The 23,010-nt window shown below is 63.3% G+C and carries 18 protein-coding genes; 2 read left to right on the forward strand and 16 right to left on the reverse strand.

Translation table 11 applies throughout. The features are described 5' to 3' along the window. Positions 1 to 19: 19 nt before the first annotated feature. Both GV035_RS23670 and putA read right to left on the reverse strand, forming a co-directional pair. Positions 20 to 1,168 (reverse strand): branched-chain amino acid ABC transporter substrate-binding protein, encoded by a 1,149-nt coding sequence (locus GV035_RS23670; RefSeq protein ID WP_159837332.1) that lies wholly within the window; start codon positions 1,166 to 1,168, stop codon positions 20 to 22. Positions 1,169 to 1,268: 100 nt separating this feature from the next. After that, positions 1,269 to 5,198 (reverse strand): trifunctional transcriptional regulator/proline dehydrogenase/L-glutamate gamma-semialdehyde dehydrogenase, encoded by a 3,930-nt coding sequence (putA, locus tag GV035_RS23675; RefSeq protein WP_159837333.1) that lies wholly within the window; start codon positions 5,196 to 5,198, stop codon positions 1,269 to 1,271. A 293-nt stretch (positions 5,199 to 5,491) separates the two neighbouring features. On the opposite strand from putA, the gene GV035_RS23680 reads away from it, so the two are divergent. After that, on the forward strand, positions 5,492 to 5,653 hold the full coding sequence (locus tag GV035_RS23680) for a hypothetical protein (RefSeq protein WP_159837334.1): 162 nt from the start codon (positions 5,492 to 5,494) through the stop codon (positions 5,651 to 5,653). A gap of 24 nt (positions 5,654 to 5,677) precedes the next feature. Here the strand turns inward: GV035_RS23680 and GV035_RS23685 are convergent, their stop codons facing one another. Further along, positions 5,678 to 7,924, reverse strand: coding sequence for a primosomal protein N' (locus GV035_RS23685; protein WP_159837335.1), 2,247 nt, complete (start codon positions 7,922 to 7,924; stop codon positions 5,678 to 5,680). Positions 7,925 to 8,371: 447 nt separating this feature from the next. Then, positions 8,372 to 9,469, reverse strand: a complete 1,098-nt coding sequence (gene hemE, locus GV035_RS23690; RefSeq protein ID WP_159837336.1) for a uroporphyrinogen decarboxylase — start codon at positions 9,467 to 9,469, stop codon at positions 8,372 to 8,374. A gap of 189 nt (positions 9,470 to 9,658) precedes the next feature. On the opposite strand from hemE, the gene GV035_RS23695 reads away from it, so the two are divergent. Next, positions 9,659 to 10,480, forward strand: coding sequence for a transporter substrate-binding domain-containing protein (locus tag GV035_RS23695; RefSeq protein ID WP_159837337.1), 822 nt, complete (start codon positions 9,659 to 9,661; stop codon positions 10,478 to 10,480). A 4-nt stretch (positions 10,481 to 10,484) separates the two neighbouring features. On the opposite strand, the gene GV035_RS23700 is transcribed toward GV035_RS23695, so the two are convergent. From GV035_RS23700 to GV035_RS23755, 12 genes are all read right to left on the reverse strand, one after another. Continuing rightward, positions 10,485 to 11,432 carry an alpha/beta hydrolase gene (locus tag GV035_RS23700; protein ID WP_159837338.1) on the reverse strand — a complete coding sequence of 316 codons (948 nt, stop codon included), beginning with the start codon at positions 11,430 to 11,432 and terminating at the stop codon, positions 10,485 to 10,487. A gap of 621 nt (positions 11,433 to 12,053) precedes the next feature. Then, on the reverse strand, positions 12,054 to 13,784 hold the full coding sequence (locus GV035_RS23705; RefSeq protein WP_159837339.1) for an AMP-binding protein: 1,731 nt from the start codon (positions 13,782 to 13,784) through the stop codon (positions 12,054 to 12,056). A gap of 239 nt (positions 13,785 to 14,023) precedes the next feature. Further along, positions 14,024 to 14,449, reverse strand: coding sequence for a F0F1 ATP synthase subunit epsilon (locus GV035_RS23710; RefSeq protein WP_159837340.1), 426 nt, complete (start codon positions 14,447 to 14,449; stop codon positions 14,024 to 14,026). 75 nt (positions 14,450 to 14,524) lie between these two features. Next, the gene (gene atpD, locus GV035_RS23715; RefSeq protein ID WP_159837341.1) at positions 14,525 to 15,919 is read right to left on the reverse strand and encodes a F0F1 ATP synthase subunit beta; all 1,395 of its coding nucleotides are present in this window, start codon (positions 15,917 to 15,919) and stop codon (positions 14,525 to 14,527) included. A 44-nt stretch (positions 15,920 to 15,963) separates the two neighbouring features. Next, the gene (atpG, locus tag GV035_RS23720) at positions 15,964 to 16,848 is read right to left on the reverse strand and encodes a F0F1 ATP synthase subunit gamma (protein ID WP_159837342.1); all 885 of its coding nucleotides are present in this window, start codon (positions 16,846 to 16,848) and stop codon (positions 15,964 to 15,966) included. A gap of 70 nt (positions 16,849 to 16,918) precedes the next feature. Continuing rightward, entirely contained in the window at positions 16,919 to 18,460 is a 1,542-nt protein-coding gene (gene atpA, locus GV035_RS23725) for a F0F1 ATP synthase subunit alpha (RefSeq protein ID WP_159837343.1), read from the reverse strand. 57 nt (positions 18,461 to 18,517) lie between these two features. Beyond that, positions 18,518 to 19,060 carry a F0F1 ATP synthase subunit delta gene (locus GV035_RS23730; protein WP_159837344.1) on the reverse strand — a complete coding sequence of 181 codons (543 nt, stop codon included), beginning with the start codon at positions 19,058 to 19,060 and terminating at the stop codon, positions 18,518 to 18,520. A 2-nt stretch (positions 19,061 to 19,062) separates the two neighbouring features. Beyond that, a complete protein-coding gene (locus GV035_RS23735; RefSeq protein WP_159837345.1) occupies positions 19,063 to 19,533 on the reverse strand; it encodes a F0F1 ATP synthase subunit B in 471 nt (156 codons plus the stop codon). 135 nt (positions 19,534 to 19,668) lie between these two features. After that, entirely contained in the window at positions 19,669 to 19,938 is a 270-nt protein-coding gene (gene atpE / locus GV035_RS23740) for a F0F1 ATP synthase subunit C (RefSeq protein WP_116560771.1), read from the reverse strand. Positions 19,939 to 20,027: 89 nt separating this feature from the next. Beyond that, entirely contained in the window at positions 20,028 to 20,879 is an 852-nt protein-coding gene (gene atpB / locus GV035_RS23745; protein WP_159837346.1) for a F0F1 ATP synthase subunit A, read from the reverse strand. Between the two features lie 185 nt (positions 20,880 to 21,064). Then, positions 21,065 to 21,574 (reverse strand): ATP synthase subunit I, encoded by a 510-nt coding sequence (locus GV035_RS23750; RefSeq protein ID WP_236572774.1) that lies wholly within the window; start codon positions 21,572 to 21,574, stop codon positions 21,065 to 21,067. A gap of 289 nt (positions 21,575 to 21,863) precedes the next feature. Beyond that, on the reverse strand, positions 21,864 to 23,000 hold the full coding sequence (locus tag GV035_RS23755; protein WP_159837348.1) for an SLC13 family permease: 1,137 nt from the start codon (positions 22,998 to 23,000) through the stop codon (positions 21,864 to 21,866). Between the last annotated feature and the right edge of the window lie 10 nt (positions 23,001 to 23,010).

Raw genomic sequence — 23,010 nt, forward strand, 5'->3', positions numbered from 1 at the left:
ATGAAGCCACCTGAACCGATTACTTCCCGCCCACGCTCTGCAACGTCGTCCACTTACCGCCGGCAACCTTATACAGCGTGATGCCGCCGTTCTTCAGATCGCCCTTCGCGTCGTACGCGAGATGGTTCGTCGTCACGCCCTGCATGTCGGTCTTCGCGAGCAGCGGCAAGTACTTCGCCGGGTCGGTCGAGTTGGCCGCCTTCATCGCGGTGAACATGGCCATTGCGCCGTCGTAGGCGTACGGCGAGTAAGTCTGCACGTCCTCGTTGAAACGCTTCTTGTACTTCGCTTCGTATGCCGCGCCGCCCGGCATTTCGTTCATTGGCAGGCCGGCGAGCGATGCCACCGTGCCGTCCGCCGCGTCGCCCGCGATCTTGATGAACGTGTCGGTCTTCACCATTTCGCCCGCCATCAGCGGCGCGCGGAAGCCGAGCGTCTTCATCTGCTTGACCATCGGAGCGGCCTGCGAATCCGCGCCGCCGTAGTACACGAGGTCCGGGTTCATCGACTTGATCTTGGTCAGAATCGCCTTGAAGTCGACAGCCTTGTCGTTCGTGAATTCACGATCGACAATCGTGCCGCCCGCCGCCTTCGCGGCCTTCTCGAACTGGTCGGCAAGACCCTGGCCGTAAGCCGTGCGGTCATCGACGATGGCGATCTTCTTGACCTTCAGGTTCTTCACCGCGAATTCGCCCGCGACCGAGCCTTGCTGCGTGTCGGAGGTCATCATGCGGAACGCGGTCTTGAAACCTTGCGTCGTGTATTCCGGCGCGGTGGCCATCGCGATTTCGGGAATGCCGGCGTTCGCGTAGATACGCGATGCCGGAATGGTCGTGCCCGAGTTGAAGTGGCCGAGCATGCCCTTGATGCCGTCGTCCACGAGCTTTTGCGCGACGGTCGTGCCCGTGCGCGGGTCGGCCTGGTCGTCCGCCGAATCCAGCACGATGCGAACCGGCTTGCCGCCGATCACCGGCTTCGTCGCGTTGAAATCTTCAACCGCGAGCGTGATGCCGTTCTGGAAGTCCTTGCCGTAGTGAGCCTGCGCGCCGGTCATCGGGCCGGCGAAGCCGACCTTGACGTCGTCTGCCTGCTGTGCGAAAGCGGTCCCCGCGAGCGACAGGCCGGCGAGCGTCATGGCGGCTGCCAGCTTGGTCATCGTGTGCTTCATAGCTTCTCCTAATACCAGGTGTGGATGGCAGCTTTCGCCGGGATCGCCGTGCCTGCTGCCGTTTGTTTTGAACTTGTCTGAACCGGGCGCCGCAAAAGTCTCAACCGATCGTCATCAAATTCGCGTTACCGCCCGCCGCTGCCGTGTTCACGCTCACCGAGCGTTCCGTCAGCAGACGTTCGAGCGCGTAGTCCTCGCCGTCGTGGCCAGCGTCGGCGAACGTGCCCGCCGCGACGCCCTGCACCGATACGATCGGCCCCGGGCGCTTCGCGACTTCCTTCACCAGCGACAGCAGTTCGTCACTGTCGCCCTCGAACAGCACGGCATCGTAGCCGGCCGCCGGATCCTTGCTCACCGACGCATGCGCCTTCAGCGGCGCCGGCAGCGATGACACCAGTTGCTCGCCCGCCGATCCCGCGAAGAGCGCCTTGTTGCCCGTCGCGAGCACGGCGGCGAACTGTGCGCGCGCGCCGCTCGCCGTCGATGCCACGCAGAACACCGTGCCGCGCGCGCTCAGCGTGTATGTGTTGCGCTCGCCCGTCGGACCCGACAGCACCGCCGTCGCGCCCGCCAGCACGTGTTGCAGATAACCGTCGCAACGCGCGGCCGTCTGCGGATCGCGTTCGCCGATGGCCCAGTCGCGCAGTGCGGTCAGCGCGGCGGCGGGCGTATCGGCGGACGGCGTTTCGTCGACGACGAGCGTGCTCGCGAGCGACTTCGGCAGACCGGTCGGGCGCTTGGCAAGCAAACGCTGCAAGTACAGCGCGCCACCCGCCTTCGGACCCGTGCCCGACAAGCCTTCGCCGCCGAACGGCTGCACGCCGACCACCGCGCCGATCACGTTGCGGTTCACGTAGATGTTGCCCACGTGCGCGCGCTGAATCACGTGCGCGATGGTTTCGTCGATGCGCGTATGGATGCCGAGCGTGAGTCCGTACCCCGTCGAGCGAATTTGGTCGAGGAGTTTATCAAGAGACGCACGGCGGTAACGCACCACATGCAGCACCGGGCCGAACACTTCGCGCTTCAGCTCGTCGATGCTGTCCAGCTCGATCAGCGTCGGCGGCACGAACGTGCCCTGCGCGCAGGCATCGGGCAGCGGCTGCTGCACGACCTTGCGGCCCTTCTCGCGCATCGCCGCGATGTGCGCGTCGATGCTGCGCTTCGCGTCGGCGTCGATCACGGGACCGACATCCACCGACAGCCGATCCGGATTGCCCACGGCGAGCTGCTTCATTGCGCCGGTCAGCATGTCGAGCGTGCGGTCGGCGACATCGTCCTGAAGACAAAGAACGCGCAGCGCCGAGCAGCGTTGACCGGCCGAATCGAACGAAGACTGCATCACGTCCGCGACGACCTGTTCCGCGAGCGCCGACGAATCGACGATCATCGCGTTCTGCCCGCCGGTTTCCGCGATGAGCGGGATCGGGCGGCCATCCGAATCGAGGCGCTCCGACAGCGTCTTGTTGATGAGGCGCGCGACTTCGGTCGAGCCCGTAAACATGACGGCACGCGTGCGCGCATCCGCGACAAGCGCCGCGCCCACCGTCTCGCCATTGCCCGGCAACAGTTGCACCGCGCCCGCCGGCACGCCGGCTTCGCGCAAGATGCGCACGGCTTGCGCGGCGATCAGCGGCGTCTGCTCGGCGGGTTTCGCGAGCACCGGATTGCCCGCCGCGAGCGCCGCCGCGACCTGACCCATGAAAATCGCCAGCGGAAAATTCCACGGGCTGATGCATACCACCGGACCGAGCGGGCGATGCGTGTCGTTCGAGAACTCGGCGCGAATCTGCGACGCGTAATAGCGAAGGAAATCGACGGCTTCGCGAATTTCGGCGATCGCGTTCGGCAGCGACTTGCCCGCTTCGCGCACGACGAGCCCCATCAGCGTGTGCATCTGCGCTTCGAGCAGGTCGGCGGCGCGCGAGAGGCAATCGGCGCGGTCTTCGACGGGCGTGGCCTGCCAGATCGGCGCGGCGGCCACGGCGTTTGCGAGCGCGGCGCTCACCTGTTGCGGCGACGCTTCGACCACGGTGCCGACCACGTCGCGGTGATCCGCCGGATTGCGGATGTCGCGCGCGACGCCGTTGTGCGGGTCGTCGCGCTCGAGCATCGGCACGGCCTGCCACGGATGATTCGCGCTTGCCAGCAGCGCCGACGACAGCGACGCCAGCCGATGCTCGTTTGACAGGTCGAGGCCCATCGAGTTGAGGCGCTCGTTGCCGTAAAGCTGGCGCGGCAGCGCAATCTTCGCATGCGGCGCACCGAGCGGCGTGATCTGCTGCGCTTCGTCGATCGGATCGCGCACGAGTTCTTTCACCGGAACGGATTCATCCGCGATGCGGTTCACGAACGACGTATTCGCGCCGTTTTCGAGGAGACGCCGCACGAGATACGCGAGCAGCGTTTCGTGCGTGCCGACCGGCGCATACACGCGGCACGGCCGGTTGAGCTTGTCGCGGCCGGTGACTTCCTCGTACAGCGGCTCGCCCATGCCGTGCAGACACTGGAACTCGTACTGGCCGGGATAGTAGTTCTGCCCCGCGAGGTGATAGATGGCCGACAGCGTGAAGGCGTTGTGCGTCGCGAATTGCGGATAGACGGCATCCGGCGCGCCGAGTAGCTTTTTCGCGCAGGCGAGGTACGAGATGTCCGTATAGATCTTGCGCGTGTAGACCGGATAGCCTTCGAGGCCGTCCACTTGCGCGCGCTTGATTTCGGTATCCCAGTACGCGCCTTTGACGAGGCGAATCATCAAGCGATGACGGCTGCGGCGCGCGAGATCCACCAGATAGTCGATCACGAACGGGCAACGCTTCTGGTACGCCTGCACCACGAAGCCGATGCCGTTCCACCCCGCGAGTTCGGGATCGAAGCAGAGCGCCTCGAGCAGATCGAGCGAGAGTTCGAGACGGTCGGCTTCCTCGGCGTCGATGTTCAGGCCGATGTCATAGCGGCGGGCGAGTTGCGCCAGCGCGCGCACGCGCGGCAGCAGTTCGCTCATCGTGCGCTCCTGCTGCGAGCGCGAATAACGCGGATGCAGCGCGGACAGCTTGATGGAGATGCCCGGACCTTCGTAGATGCCGCGCCCGCCCGCCGCCTTGCCGATCGCGTGAATGGCCTGCTCGTAGGACGCGTAGTAACGCTGCGCGTCTTCCTCGGTCGTCGCGGCTTCGCCGAGCATGTCGTAGGAATAGCGGAAACCGCGCGCTTCGAACTTGCGGCTGTTCGCGAGGGCTTCGGAGATGGTCTCGCCGGTGACGAACTGCTCGCCCATCAGACGCATCGCCATGTCGACGCCCTTGCGGATCAGCGGCTCGCCGCCCTTGCCGATCATGCGCGTGAGCGCCGACGAGAGGCCCGCTTCGCTGTTCGTCGTCACGAGTTTGCCAGTGATCATCAGGCCCCACGTCGCGGCGTTGACGAACAACGACGGCGCCTGCCCCATGTGCGAGCGCCAGTCGCCCTTGCTGATCTTGTCGCGGATCAGCGCGTCGCGCGTGGCGCGGTCGGGAATGCGCAGCAGCGCCTCGGCGAGACACATCAGCGCGACGCCTTCCTGACTCGACAGCGAGAATTCGTGGATCAGACCTTCGACGCCGCCGCCCTTGCTCTTCGCGCGCAGCGTTTCGACGAGTTTCGTCGCAAGCTTTTCGGTGTCGGCGGCGACGGTGGCCGGCAGTCGCGCCTGACCGATCAGAAACGGCACGCACTCCGGCTCCGGACGGCGATACGCCGCCGTGATGGCCGCGCGCAGCACGGATTGCGGCTGCACGCTCTGCGCGAATTCCAGAAACGGATGCAGCGCGCCGTCTTCGTCGCCATCGACGGTCGCGGCGTCGCTTAGATCAGACGCGCCGCTCACGCCCGAGAGTTCGGGCGGAAGCTGACCGTGCTCGATGCGCTCCAGATACGCGAAGATCGCTTGCTTGATCAGCCAGTGTGGGGTGCGTTCCAGTCGCGTGGCGGCGTCTTTCAGCCGGGACCGCAGCAAATCGTCGACTTTCACGCCAAGGGTTGTGCTCGCCATATTTCCTTCGTTTGCCGGTCGCGCCTACCCGGCCAGGGACCAAAAGTTGGCGAATCGTACCCCGCTGATTTAAAAGGTGCAACCGTCTTTTTCGAGACGGTTGCACCGCCTGCGAACCCTTGTGCGGCGGGCGTCCCGGCCGCTTCTAGGACGTTTGTCCGATGGCGGAAATCGCCTAGTAGTTTCCCTAACTCAAGTTTTTTGGGACAACCCCTAAGTAAATGCGCCGCCGCTGCCGATATAAACGATGCGCGCCGTCCGGCGCTACAAAAGCAGCTACGGGGAACAACAACATGAGCACGTGGATGGTGGTGGTCGGGGTTTGGGCGATGTTCGCGCTTTGCGTGGTGCTGTTCGTGCGGGGTGCGTCGTCGCGTACGCATCATGTCGACGACACGCGCGACGAGGCGGCGTCCGTTCGCGGCGGCGCGGAGGCGTCGCGCGCAAAAGTCTGAGGAGCGGCGAGCGGCCCGCCGCAATCAGACGTCGAGCGGGTCGACTTCCACGTTCCAGCGCAGCACGCCCTTGAGCGAGCGCAGCACCGGCTGCCACGCGCGCAGCGCCGATTGCAGCGCGGCGCGCGAGCCGCTTTCCAGCAGCAGTTGCGCGCGGTGGACGTTGAACACTTTCACGATCGTGAGCGGCACGGGATCGTAGACGGTCACGCGGTCCGCGCCGGGCTGCGGCGCGAACGCGGCGGCGGCCTCTTCGAGAAACGCGATCGCGGCTTCGAGCGTGCGGCCTTCGGCGCGCAGCATCGCCTGATAGACGAACGGCGGCAGGCGCGCGTCGCGTCGCTCGGCGAGCGTGGCGTTGGCGAAGCCCACGTAGTCTTGTCGCGACAGGGCAAGGTAAAGCGCGTGACGCGGATAGCGCGTCTGGATCAGCACTTCGCCGGGCAATCCCGCGCGCCCGGCGCGCCCGCTCACCTGCGTCAGTTGCGCGAACAGCCGCTCGCTCGCGCGGAAGTCGTGCGAGAAGAGCGCGGTGTCGGCGTTCAGCACGCCGACGAGCGTGACGCGCCGGAAGTCGTGTCCCTTCGCGATCATCTGCGTGCCGACAAGAATATCGACCTCGCCTGCGTGAACGTCTGAGAACAGCGCCTGCGCGCTGCCTTTGCGGCGCGTGCTGTCGGCGTCGATGCGCAGTATCCGCGCGCCCGGCACCACATTCGCGAGCGTTTCCTCGACGCGCTGCGTGCCGCGTCCCATCGGCGCGATATCGACGTTGCCGCAATCCGGGCACGCCTTCGGAATACGCGATTCCCAGCCGCAGTGGTGACACCGCAGCGCGCGCTCCGGCTTGTGCAGCACGGCATACGCGCTGCAACGCGGGCAGCCCGCGACCCAGCCACAGGCATCGCACGAGAGAATCGGCGCGTAGCCGCGTCGATTCAGAAAAATCAGGCTCTGCTCGCCGCGCTCCAGCCGCGCTTTCAGCGCCGAAATCAGCGGACCCGACAGCCCATCGACCGACGCTCGGCCGCGCCGGTGCTCTTCTTCGAGATCGATCAGCCGCACGGCCGGCAGGACCGCGTCGGCCACCGCGCGCCGCGTCAGCGTGAGCCGCGTGTAACGGCCCTGCTCGGCCTGCCACCAGGTTTCGAGCGACGGCGTCGCCGAACCGAGCACGACCGGAATCTCCAGTTGCTTCGCGCGATACACCGCGAGATCGCGCGCCGAGTAGCGCAAGCCTTCCTGCTGCTTGTAGGCGGGATCGTGCTCCTCGTCCACGACGATCATCGCGAGGCCCGGCATCGACGCGAGAATGGCGAGCCGCGTGCCGAGCACGATGCGCGCGCGGCCAGTGTGGGCCGCGAGCCAGTGGCGCGCGCGCTCGCCTTCGGCGAGACCGCTGTGCATCGTGACGATGGAATCCGGCGCGAGCGCGGCGAATCGATGCCGAAACGCGGCCTCGAATTGCGGCGTCAGGTTGATTTCCGGGACGAGGACGAGCGCCTGCGCGTCGGGCCGCGCCGCGAGCAGCGCGGCCAGCGCGTGGAGATAAACCTCCGTCTTGCCGCTGCCGGTGACGCCGTGCAGCAGAAACGGCGCGAAGCCCTGCGCACCGGCAATGGCATCGACGGCTCCGCGCTGCTCGTCCGTCAGTTGGGGTAATGGCGCCGCGCCCGTCGGGGACGAGTGCGCGTCGGCGCGGGCGCTTTCGTGACCTTGCGTCGCCCGCTCGATCCAGCCGCGGGCGAGCCAGTCGTCGAACGTCGCCGACGCCTTCGGATGCAATGCGCGGGCATCGGACAGGCTCAACGCTTCTTGTTCTGCGAGGGCTTCGGCAAGACGGCGCAGCGCGTGGGCGCGGGCGGGCAGTGCATCGGGAAGCGCGTCGCGACCGGCCGGCAAGAGCCGGAAACGCTCCTCGACGGCAAGCAGCCGGTTCCAGCGCGACGCATCGCGCAGTGCTTGGGGAAGCGCCGGCAACGCGACTTCGCCCAGGCCACGCTGGTAGTAATCCGCCGCGAAACGCGCAAGCGCAATCCAATGCGCGGAGAGCGGCGGGCATTCGTGGCAGATGCGCGTCACGTCGCGCAGCTTGTTCGGCGGCACGTCAGTGGCCGATGTGACTTCGCATATCAGCCCGACGACATCGCGCCTGCCGAACGGCACCTCGACGAGTGCGCCCACGGTCGGTTCAGTCGGCAGCGCGTAGCGGTAGTCGAACAGCACGGGCATGGGCTGATCGACGGCGACGCGCACGAACACGTCCGTCATTGTGCAAAGCGCCCGTGGAAGCCCGCAGCACGCACGCGCGACGACGGCGCAAGCGTTTGGCCACCGAAGTTAAAGTGAAACGTCAGAGTCGCCGGTAAGTGGCCGATTTTTTTTGGATTTCCAGGACTTTCCACAGCCCTGTGGATAACTTTGTTGAGAAGTTCCGCGCGAGCCGCCGCAAAGAATGTCGCGGATCGCTTATGTGCGTTTGCCCACATATCGGACAATGCTCTTATAAGTTGTTTTAAATCAGCGACTTAAACCGGAAATAGGCGCGCTTTATGACCTGTGCGCGCCGATACGTCTGATGGCGCGGCGCAACGAACAAAATGTGCATAAGTCAGTCTTGACATCGCGGAAGGCCGCGAAGGGCGGGCGATCCGGATGAGGCGCGACGCCTGCTAGCTTGGTTGCCGGCGAACATCCGCCGCGATGCAACATCGTGAATCACTGACCAACGGCGGACTCGCGAATCGTGCGGCTGTGCCGATGGACCTCGTCCACGAGTTCGGCGACGTGCTCGGGCGGCGTGAACTGCGAGATGCCGTGTCCCAGATTGAAGACGTGGCCCGGAAAATTCCCAAAGCTGTCGAGGACGCCGCGCGCCTCGGCGCGAATCGCGTCGGGCGGCGCAAAAAGCACGCTCGGATCGATATTTCCCTGCAGCGCCACGCGCCCGCCGACGCGTTCGCGCGCCGCGCCCAGATTCACCGTCCAGTCGAGACCAACGGCATCCACGCCCGTCGCGGCGATCTCGTCGAGCCAGAGCCCGCCGCCCTTCGTGAACGTGATGACCGGCACGCGCGCCCCGTCGTGCTCGCGCTTCAGACCGGCGACCACTTTCGAGATGTAATCGAGCGAAAAGCGTTGGTACGCGCCGTCGGCGAGCGCCCCGCCCCACGTATCGAAAATCATGACCGCCTGCGCGCCCGCTTCGATTTGCGCATTCAGGTAGGCCGTCACGGCTTGCGCGTTGACGTCCAGGATGCGGTGCATCAGGTCGGGGCGCGCGTAAGCCATCGCCTTCACGGTCCGGTGATCGTCCGAGCCGCCGCCTTCGACCATATAGCACGCGAGCGTCCACGGGCTGCCGGAAAAGCCGATGAGCGGCACTTTCTGGCGGCCTTGCGCGTCGGTGAGCGCGCGGCGGATCTGGCTCACGGCGTCGGTCACGTAGCGCAGCGTCTTGTCGATGTCCGGCACGGCGAGACGCTTTACGTCGTCTTCCGTGCGCACAGTGCGCTCGAAACGCGGACCTTCGCCCTGCACGAAGTTCAGGCCGAGGCCCATCGCGTCGGGCACGGTAAGGATGTCGGAAAACAGGATGGCGGCGTCGAGCGGATAGCGTTCGAGCGGTTGCAGCGTGACTTCGGTGGCGAAATCCGGGTTCTTGGCGAGGCCGAGAAAACTGCCGGCGCGCGCCCGCGTGGCGTTGTATTCGGGCAGGTAACGGCCGGCCTGACGCATCAGCCAGATCGGCGTGTATTCGGTCGGCTGGCGCAGCAGCGCACGCAGGAAGGTGTCGTTGAGAAGTGTGTGTGCCACGTCGCTCGGTGCCGAAGCCTGAAGAATCGTCCATTCTACCGGACCGGCTGCCTGTTTTCGCGGCAGCGCGGCGGCAAATCCGCGCGCGTCGCGGCATTTTCAAGATGGATTCTCAGACGCTCCGACGCTCGTTATCATCGATCGCCGCTGGCGTCGTCGCGGCTTATCACAACTAGAACAGGAGCACCGATGAAACGCATGTTTTTCAGTCTCGCCGCCTGCGCGCTCGCGTGGCCGCTTCTCGCGTCGGGCGTCGCTTACGGTCAGACCGTGCAGGGCGGAAGCGTGGTGCAGGCCGCGCCCACGTCGACCTCGCGGCTCGACGATATCCTTGCGCGCCACACACTGCGCGTCTGCACGACCGGCGACTACAAACCGTATTCGTTCCTGCGGCCGGACGGTCAGTTCGAAGGCATCGACATCGATCTCGCCGAAAGTCTCGCGAAGTCGCTCGGCGCGAAGGCCGATTACGTGAAGACGTCGTGGTCGAATCTGATGAACGACTTCATCGCGAAATGCGATATTGCCGTGGGCGGCGTCTCCACGACGCTCGACCGGCAGAAGCGCGCGTTCTTCACCGCGCCGTACATGGAGGACGGCAAGACGCCGATCGTGCGGTGCGGCGACGTCGACAAGTATCAAACCGTCGCGCAGATCGACCAGCCGAGCGTGCGGACGATCGTGAATCCCGGCGGCACCAACGAACGGTTCGCGAAGCAGTTCTTCCCGCACTCGCAGCTGATCGAGTATCCCGACAACGTGACGATCTTCAAGCAGATTCTCGACGGCCACGCCGATGTCATGGTCACGGACGCGTCCGAAACCCTGCTGCAGCAGAAGCTGAATCCGGGTCTGTGCTCGGTCCATCCGGACAAGCCGTTTCAGTTCGGCGAGAAGGCGTACTTGCTGCCGCGCGGGGACGTCGCGTGGCAGCAGTACGTGGACCAGTGGCTACACCTCGCGCGGTCGACTGGCGAGTTTCAGACGGTCGTCGACAAGTGGCTGAAGTGAGGCGTCAGCGTTCCGCGCGCAGCAGTTCGCCCGCGCGCTCGCCGATCTGCTTCAACCAGTCGAGCGCCGCGCTGGACTGCGCGTGCAGGCGACCGAAGCCGTGCGTCATGTTGTTCGCGTCGATCATTTCGACGCGGCCGCCGTTCGTCTCCAGAAACCGCTGAAGTTCGAAGGCGTCGTCGTAGAGCGGATCGTGAGCAGCCGCGACGGTCAACGCGCGCGCCGGCGTGCGTTCATACGGCTCGGCGAGCGGAAACGCGCGAACGTCGTGCGGGTCCGGGGCGACGCCGGAAAGGAACTGCGTCCAGTACCAGCGCATTTCGTCATTCGTGAGGCCCGGACCGTTCGCGTTGGCGAGGCAACTCGGGCTCTCGAACTGGCGGCGCATCACCGGATACAACAGCAGTTGCAGATTGACGAGCGCCGCCACACGCTGATTCGCGCCACGCGCCGCGACGACTGCCAGATGCGCGCCCGCGCTGTCGCCGCCGACGGCCAGCCGGTCCATCGCGAAGCCCAACCGGGAACGATGCTCGGCGAGCCACAGAAGCGCGTCGAGCGCGTCGTCGCATGGCGCCGGGAACGGGTGCTCGGGCGCGAGCCGGTAATCCACGCTCGCGACGGCACATTGCGCATCGCGCGCGAGCCGGGCGACGAGCGCGTCGTGTGTCTCGATATCGCCGACCACCCAGCCGCCGCCGTGATAGTAGACGAGCAAGGGCAGCGGGCCGCTTGCCGTCTTTGGCCGGTAGATGCGCGCGGCGAGCGTGCGGCCTGGTAGAGACACGTCGATGTCCTCGACGGCGATGGCGTCGTCGAGCTCGCGCGCGTATGCCTGCGCGACGGACTTGAACCGCTGACGAACGGCAGACGCCGCCGCGTCCGAACTGAGCGGCGGGAAAGCGTCGGCCACTTCGCGGTAATAGTTAAGGAGGTCAGAATCGATCGTCATGCATGTCTCCAAATAGTGTTTTGCGTGACGGACAGCAGCTAAAAAAGGGCTGAAAAATCGATTTCATGCGTCCATCCGTGCTATTTCTCTGAGGAATTCAGTTTGGCGCCGTCGCCATTTAAACCTCATTTTGCACCGGGTCAGCGGAAATCGAATAAATGGCCTCATTAACTAGCAATAACTGGGCAGACGAAAGCCGTTTTGCGGGAGAATGTTTAGCCGAGGGCTTTTTCTGCGCGGGTTACAACCTGAAACACTTTGTTACGGCCATCGTCAATCAATTCGCCCACAATCTGTTCAAACGGTTTCAACACGGGTGAAGTCGGATGCGTTGTGAAAGTGACAGCGCGTTTCGGTAGTCGGCATTGGTCGACGCTCTTAACAGGGGCATCCGTGTTGGGATCGTTCTTCGGTTTTGAAAGCGAAATCGAAGCTTTCCCACAGTTGGTCTCCTCGCGCTAACCCCGTAGCGTGTGGTTTTTAGCGGGCTCCAGGCCCGCTTTTTTTTCGCCTCGACAAACGTTTGCGCAGCCTTTCCGCCAAGTGTTTGCCGCATCGTTTGCCCATGACAGAAGGGAGCGCGCCGCGCTCCCTTTGTCTTTTTCTGGCCAAGGACGGTGCTCAGGCCGTCTTGGCTTCGCTCAGCTTTAGTTCGTCGATCATCCGCGCGCGCATCACGAACTTCTGAACCTTGCCCGTGACCGTCATCGGCAATTCGTCGACGAAACGGATGTAGCGAGGAATCTTGTAATGCGCGATCTGTCCTTCGCAGAACGCCCGAATCTCTTGCTCGGTCGTCTGCTCGCCGGGGCGAACCACGATCCACGCGCACACTTCTTCGCCGTATTTCGCGTCGGGAATGCCGAAAACCTGCACCGACTGAACCTTCGGATGGCGAAACAGGAATTCTTCGATCTCGCGCGGATAGATATTCTCACCGCCGCGAATCAGCATATCCTTCAGCCGCCCGACGATATTGCAGTATCCGTCGGCGTCGAGGGTCGCGAGGTCGCCGGTATGCATCCAGCCATCCATCATTACCTCGCGCGTCTTTTCCTGGTCGCCCCAGTAGCCTTTCATCACAGAATAGCCGCGCGTGCAGAGTTCGCCCGTTTCTCCGACCGGCACGATATTTCCTAGCGGATCGACGATCTTCACTTCCAGATGCGGCTGGATGCGCCCGACCGTGGACGTGCGCTTGTCGAGCGGGTCTGTCGTCGAACTTTGGAACGAAACCGGGCTCGTCTCCGTCATGCCGTATGCGATCGTGATTTCGCTCAAATGCATCTTCGACACGACGCGCTTCATCGTTTCGATCGGACACGGCGAGCCCGCCATGATGCCGGTGCGCAGGCGGCTCAGATCGTATTTCGCGAAGTCCGGGTGGTCGAGCTCGGCGATGAACATCGTCGGCACGCCGTGCAGCGCCGTGCAACCTTCTTCGTGAACGGCGGCGAGCGTCGCGGCGGGATCGAACGCTTCGCCGGGAAAGACCATCGCCGCGCCCGTCGACACGCACGCGAGCACGGCCAGCACCATGCCGAAGCAGTGATACAGCGGCACCGGAATGCACAACGAATCGGCCTCGGTCAGGCGCATGGCCATCGCGATATATCGCGCGTTGTTGACGATGTTCCGATGCGTCAGCGTCGCGCCCTTCGGATTGCCCGTCGTGCCGCTCGTGAACTGAATGTTGATCGGATCGTGCGCGTCGAGATTCGCTTCGAGGGCGTCGAGTGTGGCGGTGTCGAGCGCGGCGCGGCCCCGGCACATCACGTCGTCGAAATTCAGCATGCCGGGCGTGACGCCGCCGCCCATGCGAATCACCGCGCGCAACGCGGGCAGCTTCGCGGCGTGCAGATCGTTCGGCTCGGCATCGGCTAGTTCGGGCGCGAGTGCCTGAAGCATGTCGAGATACTTAGACGTCTTGAACTGCTCCGCCGCGATGATCGCCGTGCAGCCGACCTTCTGTAGCGCGTATTCGAGTTCAGCCAGCCGATACGCCGGGTTGATGTTCACCAGCACGGCGCCGATGCGCGCGGTGGCGAACTGCGTCAGCAGCCATTCCGCGCGATTCGGCGACCATATGCCCACGCGATCGCCCGCCTTCAGCCCGAGTTGAAGCAGCGCGGTCGCGAGCACATCAACTTCGTTGGCGAATTCACGCCACGTCCAGCGGATGTTCTGTTCGCGGAACACGACCGCCGGTCGATCAGGAAAGCGTTCGACGGTTTCAAGAAGAAAACGCGATACGGTGGCATCGCTGAGCGGGATGTCCGTCGCGCCGCGGACGTAAGAGAGGCCGTCGCGTGGTTCGATTTGCGCGCCGGCATGCGTCGGTTCGTTTGCCATCGATGGTCTCCCGCCCGGATGAAGGCTAAATGGAAGGCCATTGTGCATGGCGACGACGCCGGCGGGCATTGAGTGTTACCCGCAATTCTGCTGACTGGAATGGAGCGAGTCTGCGCGAAATCAATGCGTTAGGCGCGTACCGAAAACGCCGCGCATCCGTTATGCAGTTTTGCGGCGGCTCTCAGTCATAAAAAAAGCAGCCCGAAGGCTGCTTTCTCGAACGCTTACACACGTCTCGTTCAGTGCTTCGCGTGTGCCTTGCGCAGACGCTGGATCGCTGCGAGCTGAGCCGCCGCATACGCGAGTTCCGCTTGCGCGGTGGCGTACTCGAGTTCCGATGTGTTGTTCTGCATCGCTTCCTCGGCGCGCTTCTTCGCTTGCTCGGCCTTCGCTTCGTCCAGATCGGCGCCGCGAATCGCGGTATCGGCCAGCACGGTCACGATGCCCGGCTGAATTTCCAGAATGCCGCCCGCGACGAACACGAACTCTTCCGAGCCGTCTTCCGCCTCGATACGCACCGCGCCCGGACGAATGCGCGTGATAAGCGGCGTGTGGCCCGGCAGAATGCCGAGCTCACCGGATTCGCCCGGCAGCGCGACGAACTTCGCCTGCCCCGAGAAGATTTGCTCTTCCGCGCTGACGACGTCTACTTTGATGGTTGCCATGTTGTCCAACTCCTGGGTTGAGCGCAGTTCGGGGACGCCGGCTTTCACCGGCGTCCGCTTCGTTACACCCGACCTTTACTGGATCTTCTTGGCCTTTTCGAAGGCTTCGTCGATCGTGCCGACCATGTAGAACGCCTGCTCCGGCAGGTGATCGCACTCGCCATCGACGATCATCTTGAAGCCGCGAATGGTTTCCTTCAGCGGCACGTACTTGCCCGGCGAACCCGTGAACACTTCAGCAACGTGGAACGGCTGCGACAGGAAACGCTGGATTTTGCGCGCGCGCGCGACCGACAGCTTGTCTTCCGGCGACAGTTCGTCCATGCCCAGAATCGCGATAATGTCGCGCAGTTCCTTGTAGCGCTGCAGCGTCTGCTGAACGCCGCGCGTGATCGAGTAGTGCTCTTCGCCGATCACGTTCGGGTCGATCTGACGCGAGGTCGAATCGAGCGGGTCCACTGCCGGGTAGATACCCAGCGAAGCGATGTCACGCGACAGCACGACGGTGGCGTCCAGGTGGCCGAAGGTCGTAGCCGGCGACGGGTCGGTCAAGTCGTCCGCAGGCACGTACACGGCCTGAACCGACGTGATCGAGCCGGTCTTGGTCGACGTGATGCGCTCTTGCAGCTTGCCCATTTCTTCAGCTAGCGTCGGCTGATAGCCCACCGCCGAAGGCATACGGCCGAGCAGCGCGGACACTTCCGTACCCGCCAGCGTGAAACGGTAGATGTTGTCCACGAAGAACAGCACGTCGAGACCTTCGTCACGGAAGTGCTCGGCCATCGTCAGGCCGGTCAACGCGACGCGCAGACGGTTGCCCGGCGGCTCGTTCATCTGGCCGTACACCAGCGCGACCTTGTCCAGAACGTTCGAGTCCTTCATTTCATGATAGAAGTCGTTCCCTTCACGGGTACGCTCGCCAACACCGGCGAACACGGAGTAACCGCCGTGTTCCTTCGCGATGTTGTTGATCAGTTCCATCATGTTCACGGTCTTGCCCACGCCCGCACCGCCGAACAGACCCACCTTGCCGCCCTTCGCGAACGGGCAGATCAGGTCGATAACCTTGATGCCGGTTTCGAGCAGTTCGGTCGACGGCGACAGCTCGTCGAACGCAGGCGCTTGCTGGTGAATCGAGCGCAGCGTGGTCGAGTCGATCGGGCCCGCTTCGTCGATCGGACGGCCGAGCACGTCCATGATGCGGCCGAGCGTCGGCTTGCCGACCGGCACGCTGATGGGCTTGCCGGTGTTCTTGACCATCGTGCCGCGGCGCAGGCCGTCGGACGCACCCAGACAGATGGTGCGGACCACGCCGTCGCCCAGCTGCTGCTGGACTTCGAGCGTCAGTTCCGTGCCTTCCAGAATGAGCGCGTCGTAAATCTTCGGCATTTCCGCACGCGGAAATTCCACGTCGATAACGGCGCCGATGCACTGTACGATCTTGCCTTCTACCAAAGCAGTAGTACTCATCGCATTTCCTTTAGATACTGTGTTCTTTCACGCGGTCAGCAAAATCAGACCGCCGCGGCGCCGCCGACGATTTCCGACAATTCTTTCGTAATCGCAGCCTGACGGCTCTTGTTGTAGACGAGCTGCAGTTCGTTGATCACGGTCTTCGCGTTGTCCGACGCAGCCTTCATCGCGACCATGCGCGCCGATTGCTCCGACGCCATGTTCTCCGCGACCGCCTGATAGACGAGCGCCTCGACGTAGCGCACGAGCAGGTCGTCCACCACGGTTTGCGCGTCCGGCTCGTAGATGTAATCCCACGACGTCTTCGGCGTTTCGCCGTCGCTTGCCTTTTGATGGAGATCGTCGACGGACAGCGGCAGCAATTGCTCGATCACCGGCTCCTGCTTCATCGTATTGACGAAGCGCGTGTACGCCAGGTACACCGCGTTGACCTTGCCTTCCGAATACAAGTCGAGCTGCACCTTGATCGCGCCGATCAGCTTTTCCAGATGCGGCGTGTCGCCCAGTTGCGTGACTTGCGACACGACGCGGGCGCGCAGCCGGTTCAGGAAGCCGAGTCCCTTGCCGCCGATTGCCGACGCCTCGATGGACACGCCGCTCTGATCCAGTTCCTTGATGCGGTTCAACGACGCACGCAGGATGTTCGTGTTCATGCCGCCGCACAGACCCTTGTCGGTCGTGACCAGGATCAGGCCAGCCGCTTTCGCGCCGTCGTTCTTCACCATGAACGGGTGACGATACTCGGGGTTCGCGGCGCTCATGTGCGCTGCGATTGCGCGGACGCGGTCGGCGTACGGACGGGCGGAACGCATGCGCTCCTGGGCGCGGCGCATCTTGGATGCGGCGACCATTTCCATCGCTTTCGTGATCTTGCGCGTGTTCTGCACGCTCTTGATCTTGCCGCGAATTTCCTTCATTCCAGCCATTGCTTACTCCTTGATCGAAGCCGCGCGGCGTTCATCCGATGATGCGCCGCGCGTGGCTCCTCAGTCCCGATCAATAAGCGCCCGACTTCTTGAAGTCCTTCAGCGCGGCATGCAGTGCGCCTTCGTCGTCCTTCGACAAGTCTTTGTTGTCTTCGATGCGCTTAATCAGATCGGCATGGCTCGTCTTCAGGTATTCGCGCAGGCCCTTTTCGAACGGCAGCACTTGCGCAACTTCCAGGTCGTCGAGATAGCCGTTGTTGGCCGCGAACAGCGCCACCGACAGTTCCCACACTTGCAGCGGCTGATATTGCGGCTGCTTCAGCAGTTCCGTCACGCGGCGGCCGCGTTCGAGCTGCTTGCGGGTAGCTTCGTCGAGGTCCGACGCGAACTGGGCGAACGCCGCCAGTTCACGATACTGCGCGAGGTCGGTACGGATACCGCCCGACAGCTTCTTCACGACCTTGGTCTGAGCCGCGCCACCGACGCGCGACACCGACACGCCCGCGTTGATCGCGGGGCGGATACCGGCGTTGAACAGGTCGGTTTCCAGGAAGATCTGGCCGTCGGTAATCGAAATCACGTTCGTCGGAACGAACGCGGTCACGTCGCCGGCTTGCGTTTCGATGACCGGCAGCGCCGTCAGCGAACCGCTCTTGCCCTTCACTTCGCCGTTGGTGAACTTCTCGACGTACTCTTCCGAGACGCGAGCCGCACGCTCGAGCAGACGCGAGTGCAGATAGAACACGTCACCCGGATACGCTTCGCGGCCCGGCGGACGGCGCAGCAGCAGCGAAATCTGGCGATACGCCCATGCTTGCTTCGTCAAGTCGTCATAGACGATCAGCGCGTCTTCGCCGCGATCGCGGAAATACTCGCCCATCGTGCAGCCGGCGTACGGCGCGAGGTACTGCATTGCCGCCGATTCCGAAGCCGAAGCCGCGACGACGATGGTGTATGCCATCGCGCCGGTTTCTTCAAGCTTGCGCACCACGTTCATGATCGACGAAGCCTTCTGGCCGATCGCGACGTAGATACAGATGAGGTTCTTGCCCTTCTGGTTGATGATCGCATCGACCGCCACGGCGCTCTTGCCGCACTGACGGTCGCCGATGATCAGCTCGCGCTGGCCGCGCCCGATCGGCACCATCGCGTCGATCGACTTCAGACCCGTCTGCACCGGCTGCGACACCGACTTACGCCAGATCACGCCCGGCGCGATCTTTTCGATAGCGTCGGTCATCTTGGCGTTGATCGGGCCCTTGCCGTCGATCGGGTTGCCGAGCGCATCGACCACGCGGCCGATCAGTTCCGGGCCAACCGGCACTTCCAGAATGCGGCCCGTCGTCTTGACGATGTCGCCTTCCGTGATGTGCTCGTACTCACCGAGAATAACGGCGCCGACGGAATCGCGTTCGAGATTCAGTGCAAGACCGATGGTGTTGCCCGGAAACTCGAGCATTTCGCCCTGCATCACGTCCGACAGGCCGTGGATACGCACGATACCGTCGGTCACGGAGATCACGGTGCCCTGGTTGCGAACGTCCGCGCTCGCTTCAAGGCCCTGGATCCGGCTCTTGATCAGCTCGCTGATCTCAGAGGGATTGAGTTGCATTATTCGCTCCTGATAGTCAATTCTGTTGCGTGCCAGCTAAGGCGCTTCCAAGAAGCGTCAGGCGGTGAGCGCCGTCTGCATGCTGGCGAGGCGCGCGCGGACCGAGGTATCGAGCACTTCGTCGCCGACCGTCACGCGAACGCCGCCGATCAGCGACTGATCGATTTCGACGATCGGTTTCAGCTTGCGCTCGAACTTGCGTTCGAGGCTTGCGAGCAGGTCGTTCAACTGTGCGCCTTCGAGGGGGAACGCGCTGACGATATGCGCGTCGGCCGCACCTTCACGGGCGTTCTTCAGCTCGTCGAACTGGACGGCAATTTCCGGCAGCAGCGGCAGACGATGATTGTCCACCAGCATACGCACGAAGTTCTTTGCCTGAGCGTTGCCCTGAGCCAGCGGCGACTTCACCGCGGCAAGCAGCAAGTCGGTGATCTGCTCGCGGCTCACTTTCGGGCTCGAGGCGACCGATTCCACTTCGGGCAGACGCGCAACCTGTGCCAGCTCCTCGACGAAGGTGGACCAGCCCGCGAGATCGCCGGTTTCGGCCACGCGGAACAGCGCTTCTGCGTAAGGACGAGCGATGGTTGCAAATTCGGCCATGATCAGAGCTCGGTTTTGAGTTGATTCAGCAGATCGGCGTGAGCCTTCTGATCGACTTCGCGCCTCAGAATCTGCTCGGCGCCCTTCACGGCCAGCGCCGCGACTTCGGCACGCAGCGTCTCGCGTGCCTTGACGACTTGCTGGTCGGCGTCCGCCTTGGCCTGCGCGATGATGCGCGCGGCTTCGGCTTGCGCATTGGCCTTGATTTCTTCGGCGACGGCTGCGGCGCGCTTCTCGGCGTCAGCAATGCGCTGCTGACCGTCCGTGCGAGCCTGCGCGAGTTCCTGGTCGACGCGCTTGTGCGCCGCTTCGAGTTCCGCCTTGCCCTTGTCGGCGGCGGCGAGGCCGTCGGCAATCTTCTTCGAGCGCTCGTCGAGGGCGTTGATCAACGGCGGCCACACGAACTTCATCGTGAACCACGCGAGGATCAGAAACACGACCATTTGCGCAAACAGGGTTGCGTTGAGATTCACGGTGTTTCCTTAAACGTTGCTTGATCGGAGAGTGGAACGGTGAAAAGGCGCTAACCGGCTGTTGTGCTCGATCAGCGCCTCACCCGTTCCGTTCTGCGTCCTGTCGAAAGATGGGACGCTCACTTCCGAGAAACCTCAGCCTGCGAGCTTGGCGAGCAGCGGGTTCGCGAACGCAAACAGCATTGCCACACCAACGCCGATCAGGAACGCCGCGTCGATCAGACCAGCCAACAGGAACATCTTGGTCTGCAGCGGGTTCATCAGTTCCGGCTGGCGGGCGCACGCTTCGATGTACTTGCCGCCCATCAGGCCGATACCGATACAGGCGCCGATTGCACCCAGGCCGATGATGATGCCGATACCGATGGCCGTCAGACCCTGGATGTTGGCGATGAAAGCGTTCATGTTCACTCCTTTGATTAAAGACTTTGGAACTGGATTTATAAAAATTGAAACCTGAAATCTAAGCGATTCTGAACCTGCGGCCTGCTCTCTCAGTGAGAGTCATGCGCCTGACCGATGTACACCAGCGTCAGCATCATGAAAATGAATGCCTGCAGGAACACGATCAGAATGTGGAAGATCGCCCAGACTGTACCCGCGACCACATGGCCGATAAAGCCAAGTACAGAGGCGTCCGCGCCGAAGTGCCACATGCTGCCGAGCAGCGCGATGAGCAGGAACAGCAGTTCGCCGGCGTACATGTTGCCGAACAACCGCATGCCGAGCGACACCGTCTTGGCGACGAACTCGATGATGTTCAGCGCGAGGTTCGGAATCCACAGAGCCGGATGCGCGCCGAACGGAGCCGACAGCAGTTCGTGAACGAAGCCGCCAGCGCCCTTGATCTTGAAGTTGTAGTAAATCATCAGCACGAACACGCCGAGCGCAATGCCGATGGTGCCGTTCAGATCCGCCGTCGGGACAATGCGATGGTGCGGGATGACATTTTCGAGTCCCAGCCAGCCAATCACGCGGCCCGGCAGATCCACGGGGATGAAGTCAAGCGAGTTCATCAGCGCGACCCAGACGAACACGGTCAGCGCGAGCGGAGCGATGAAGCGGCGGCTGCCGTGGATCATCGACTTCGACTGGTCCTCGACCATTTCTACGAGCATTTCGACGGCGCACTGGAAGCGCCCCGGAACACCGGGGGTCGCCTTGCGCGCCGCAAGACCGAGAATGATGATGGTGAGCAGGCCGCATACGATGGACCAGAACAGCGTGTCCAGATTCCAGACGTGGATGTCGAAAATCGACGTCTGCGGATGCGTGGAAAGATTCTGCAAGTGGTGCGCAATGTACTCGGACGGGTCCAGAGCGTGCGTTCCTTCGCTAGCTGCCATATCGTTAAAGCCACCCAAATTGTCAAAAATCTTTCGCCGCCTTCGCTTCCGAGCCGCCGCTTCGCGTCGCGGCTCCGGGGCGAGAGGCCCGTGTGCGGAACGCGTTCCGCACTCATGTTCATGCTACTTACCGCAACGCCGCGCCGCACTTACCCCGGAGGTCATGGAGACCGGCCGGAGCAGGATTACCGCAGCGCCATCGCGACCCAGTACGCCTTCAGCGCAACGATGTATGTGACGAGCAACGGCAGCCACAACGCGCTCTTGTACCAGACCGCAACCGCGACGAACATAGCAATCGTCGCTCCCATCTTCATGCCTTCGCCGATCATCCAGCTCATGATGGTTTCGGCGCCGCTCTTTGCCTTGAGGCGCGCGGCGAACAAGGCCGCAGGCACCCAGGCGATCGCTCCTCCCAGGAAGGCTGACAGCGCAGCATCGCCCGGCGGCTTGTAGAACAGCCACCACAGCAGCGTCGCAACCAGGGACAAAACCATTTGCGCAGCCACGACCCTATACGGCGTGACACGCGATGGACGACTCACTCGCGGGCCGAACAGCTTCTCTGCCTGATCCCGGGTGAGCGGAACGATATTGTTATCTTGCGCTTCGGCATCCCACGAGTCGTCAATCGAACTGCGCGGCTGATTTCCGGTGGCGTGACGATCGCCGATTGAGCGAGCACTGTCCTGCATGTTTCGTTCGCGCATGTGCGTCGCATGTGCCTCACGCCTGCGCGCAGATGCTTCGCGCGCGGGCTTCAGCCTTCAACCCAGTGTCCGGAGAATCACCTTGCGCTTTCGTCGCGCTTTCGAGGTGGCCTAGCTGATAAATCCGGGGGATTGTAAGCGATTGTTGTCACGGATTCAATAGTTTAGGTGCGTCAAAAGCCAAGCAGACGAACCTTAAAAAACGTTCTCAGAACCGAGATTTTTCTTGCGTTGCAAGCAAATTTTCAGATTGCGCGCGAGCTTGTCCAATGGCTCAGACGAGCGCCCAGCCGATCACCATGGCCGCGATCCAGAACGGTATCGACACGACGTGAAACGGTGTCCACATGCCCTTCTCGCCTGACAAGCGCACGGCGATGAGATTCGCGAGCGAGCCGATCGCCACGCCGAAGCCGCCCACGCTCACGCCGAACGCGAGCGCGCGCCAGTCCTTCGAAAACTCCGCGAGCACGATGGCTGCCGGCACGTTGCTAATGCCCTGCGACAGCACCGCGCCGGCGGCGAATGCGCGCACCGGCGACTGAATACCGATGCTTGCAATGGCATCGTGGATCGCCGGCAGCGCGGCTGCGCTGCGAAGCACGATGAACATCAGCACGAAGATGAGCAGCAAGAGCCAGTCGATCTTTAGCACGACCTCGCGGCGCCAAAGCAGAAAAGCCACCGCCAGAACTGCCAGCGCCGGACCCGCGTGATGCGCGTCCGCGAGTGCAACAAAGACGCCGAACGCCAGAATGCTGACGCCGCACAGCGTGCGGTCCACGCGATGCGCTTCTGCATCGCCCGATAGATCGAGCGGCGTCGCGCGAAACATCGCGAACGTCACCGCCAGCAGCATCGCCATCAGCGCCGCGCACAACGGCAGCAGCTTCCAGACGAAAACGCCGAACGAGACGCCGCTCGTCTGCCAGAGGAACAGATTCTGAGGATTGCCAAGCGGTGTCAGGATCGAACCGGCGTTCACGGCGAGCGCAATGACGATCACGAGCCGCTTGATGGGCAGCGGCGCGAGCTTGTTCAGCGACAGCGCGAGCGGCACGACGGCGAACAGCGCCACGTCGTTCGTCAGCAGCGTGGACAGCGCCGCCGCCAGCGCAACGAGCAGCAGCGCGAGGCCGCGCTCGCCGTGTATGCGGTGCACCAGTCGATGTGCCGCCCACATCAGGAATCCTGACAATTCGATCGCTTTGGTCAGGATAAGCAGACCGGCGAGCGTGAGCACCGTTTGCCAGTCGACGAGGCCCGGCAGCGACGTCAACGGTCGCGGACGGACTATCTCGATCACCACCAGCGCGCACACGAGAATGGCGAGCACCGGTTCCTTCGACACTGCGTTCCAGATGCGCGTCGGAAAGTCAGGGCGCACGCCGTTTGCATCGAGCTCGGACAAGATCGATCCT

It is taken from the genome of Burkholderia sp. 8Y, assembly GCF_902506145.1.
Lineage (GTDB): Bacteria > Pseudomonadota > Gammaproteobacteria > Burkholderiales > Burkholderiaceae > Caballeronia.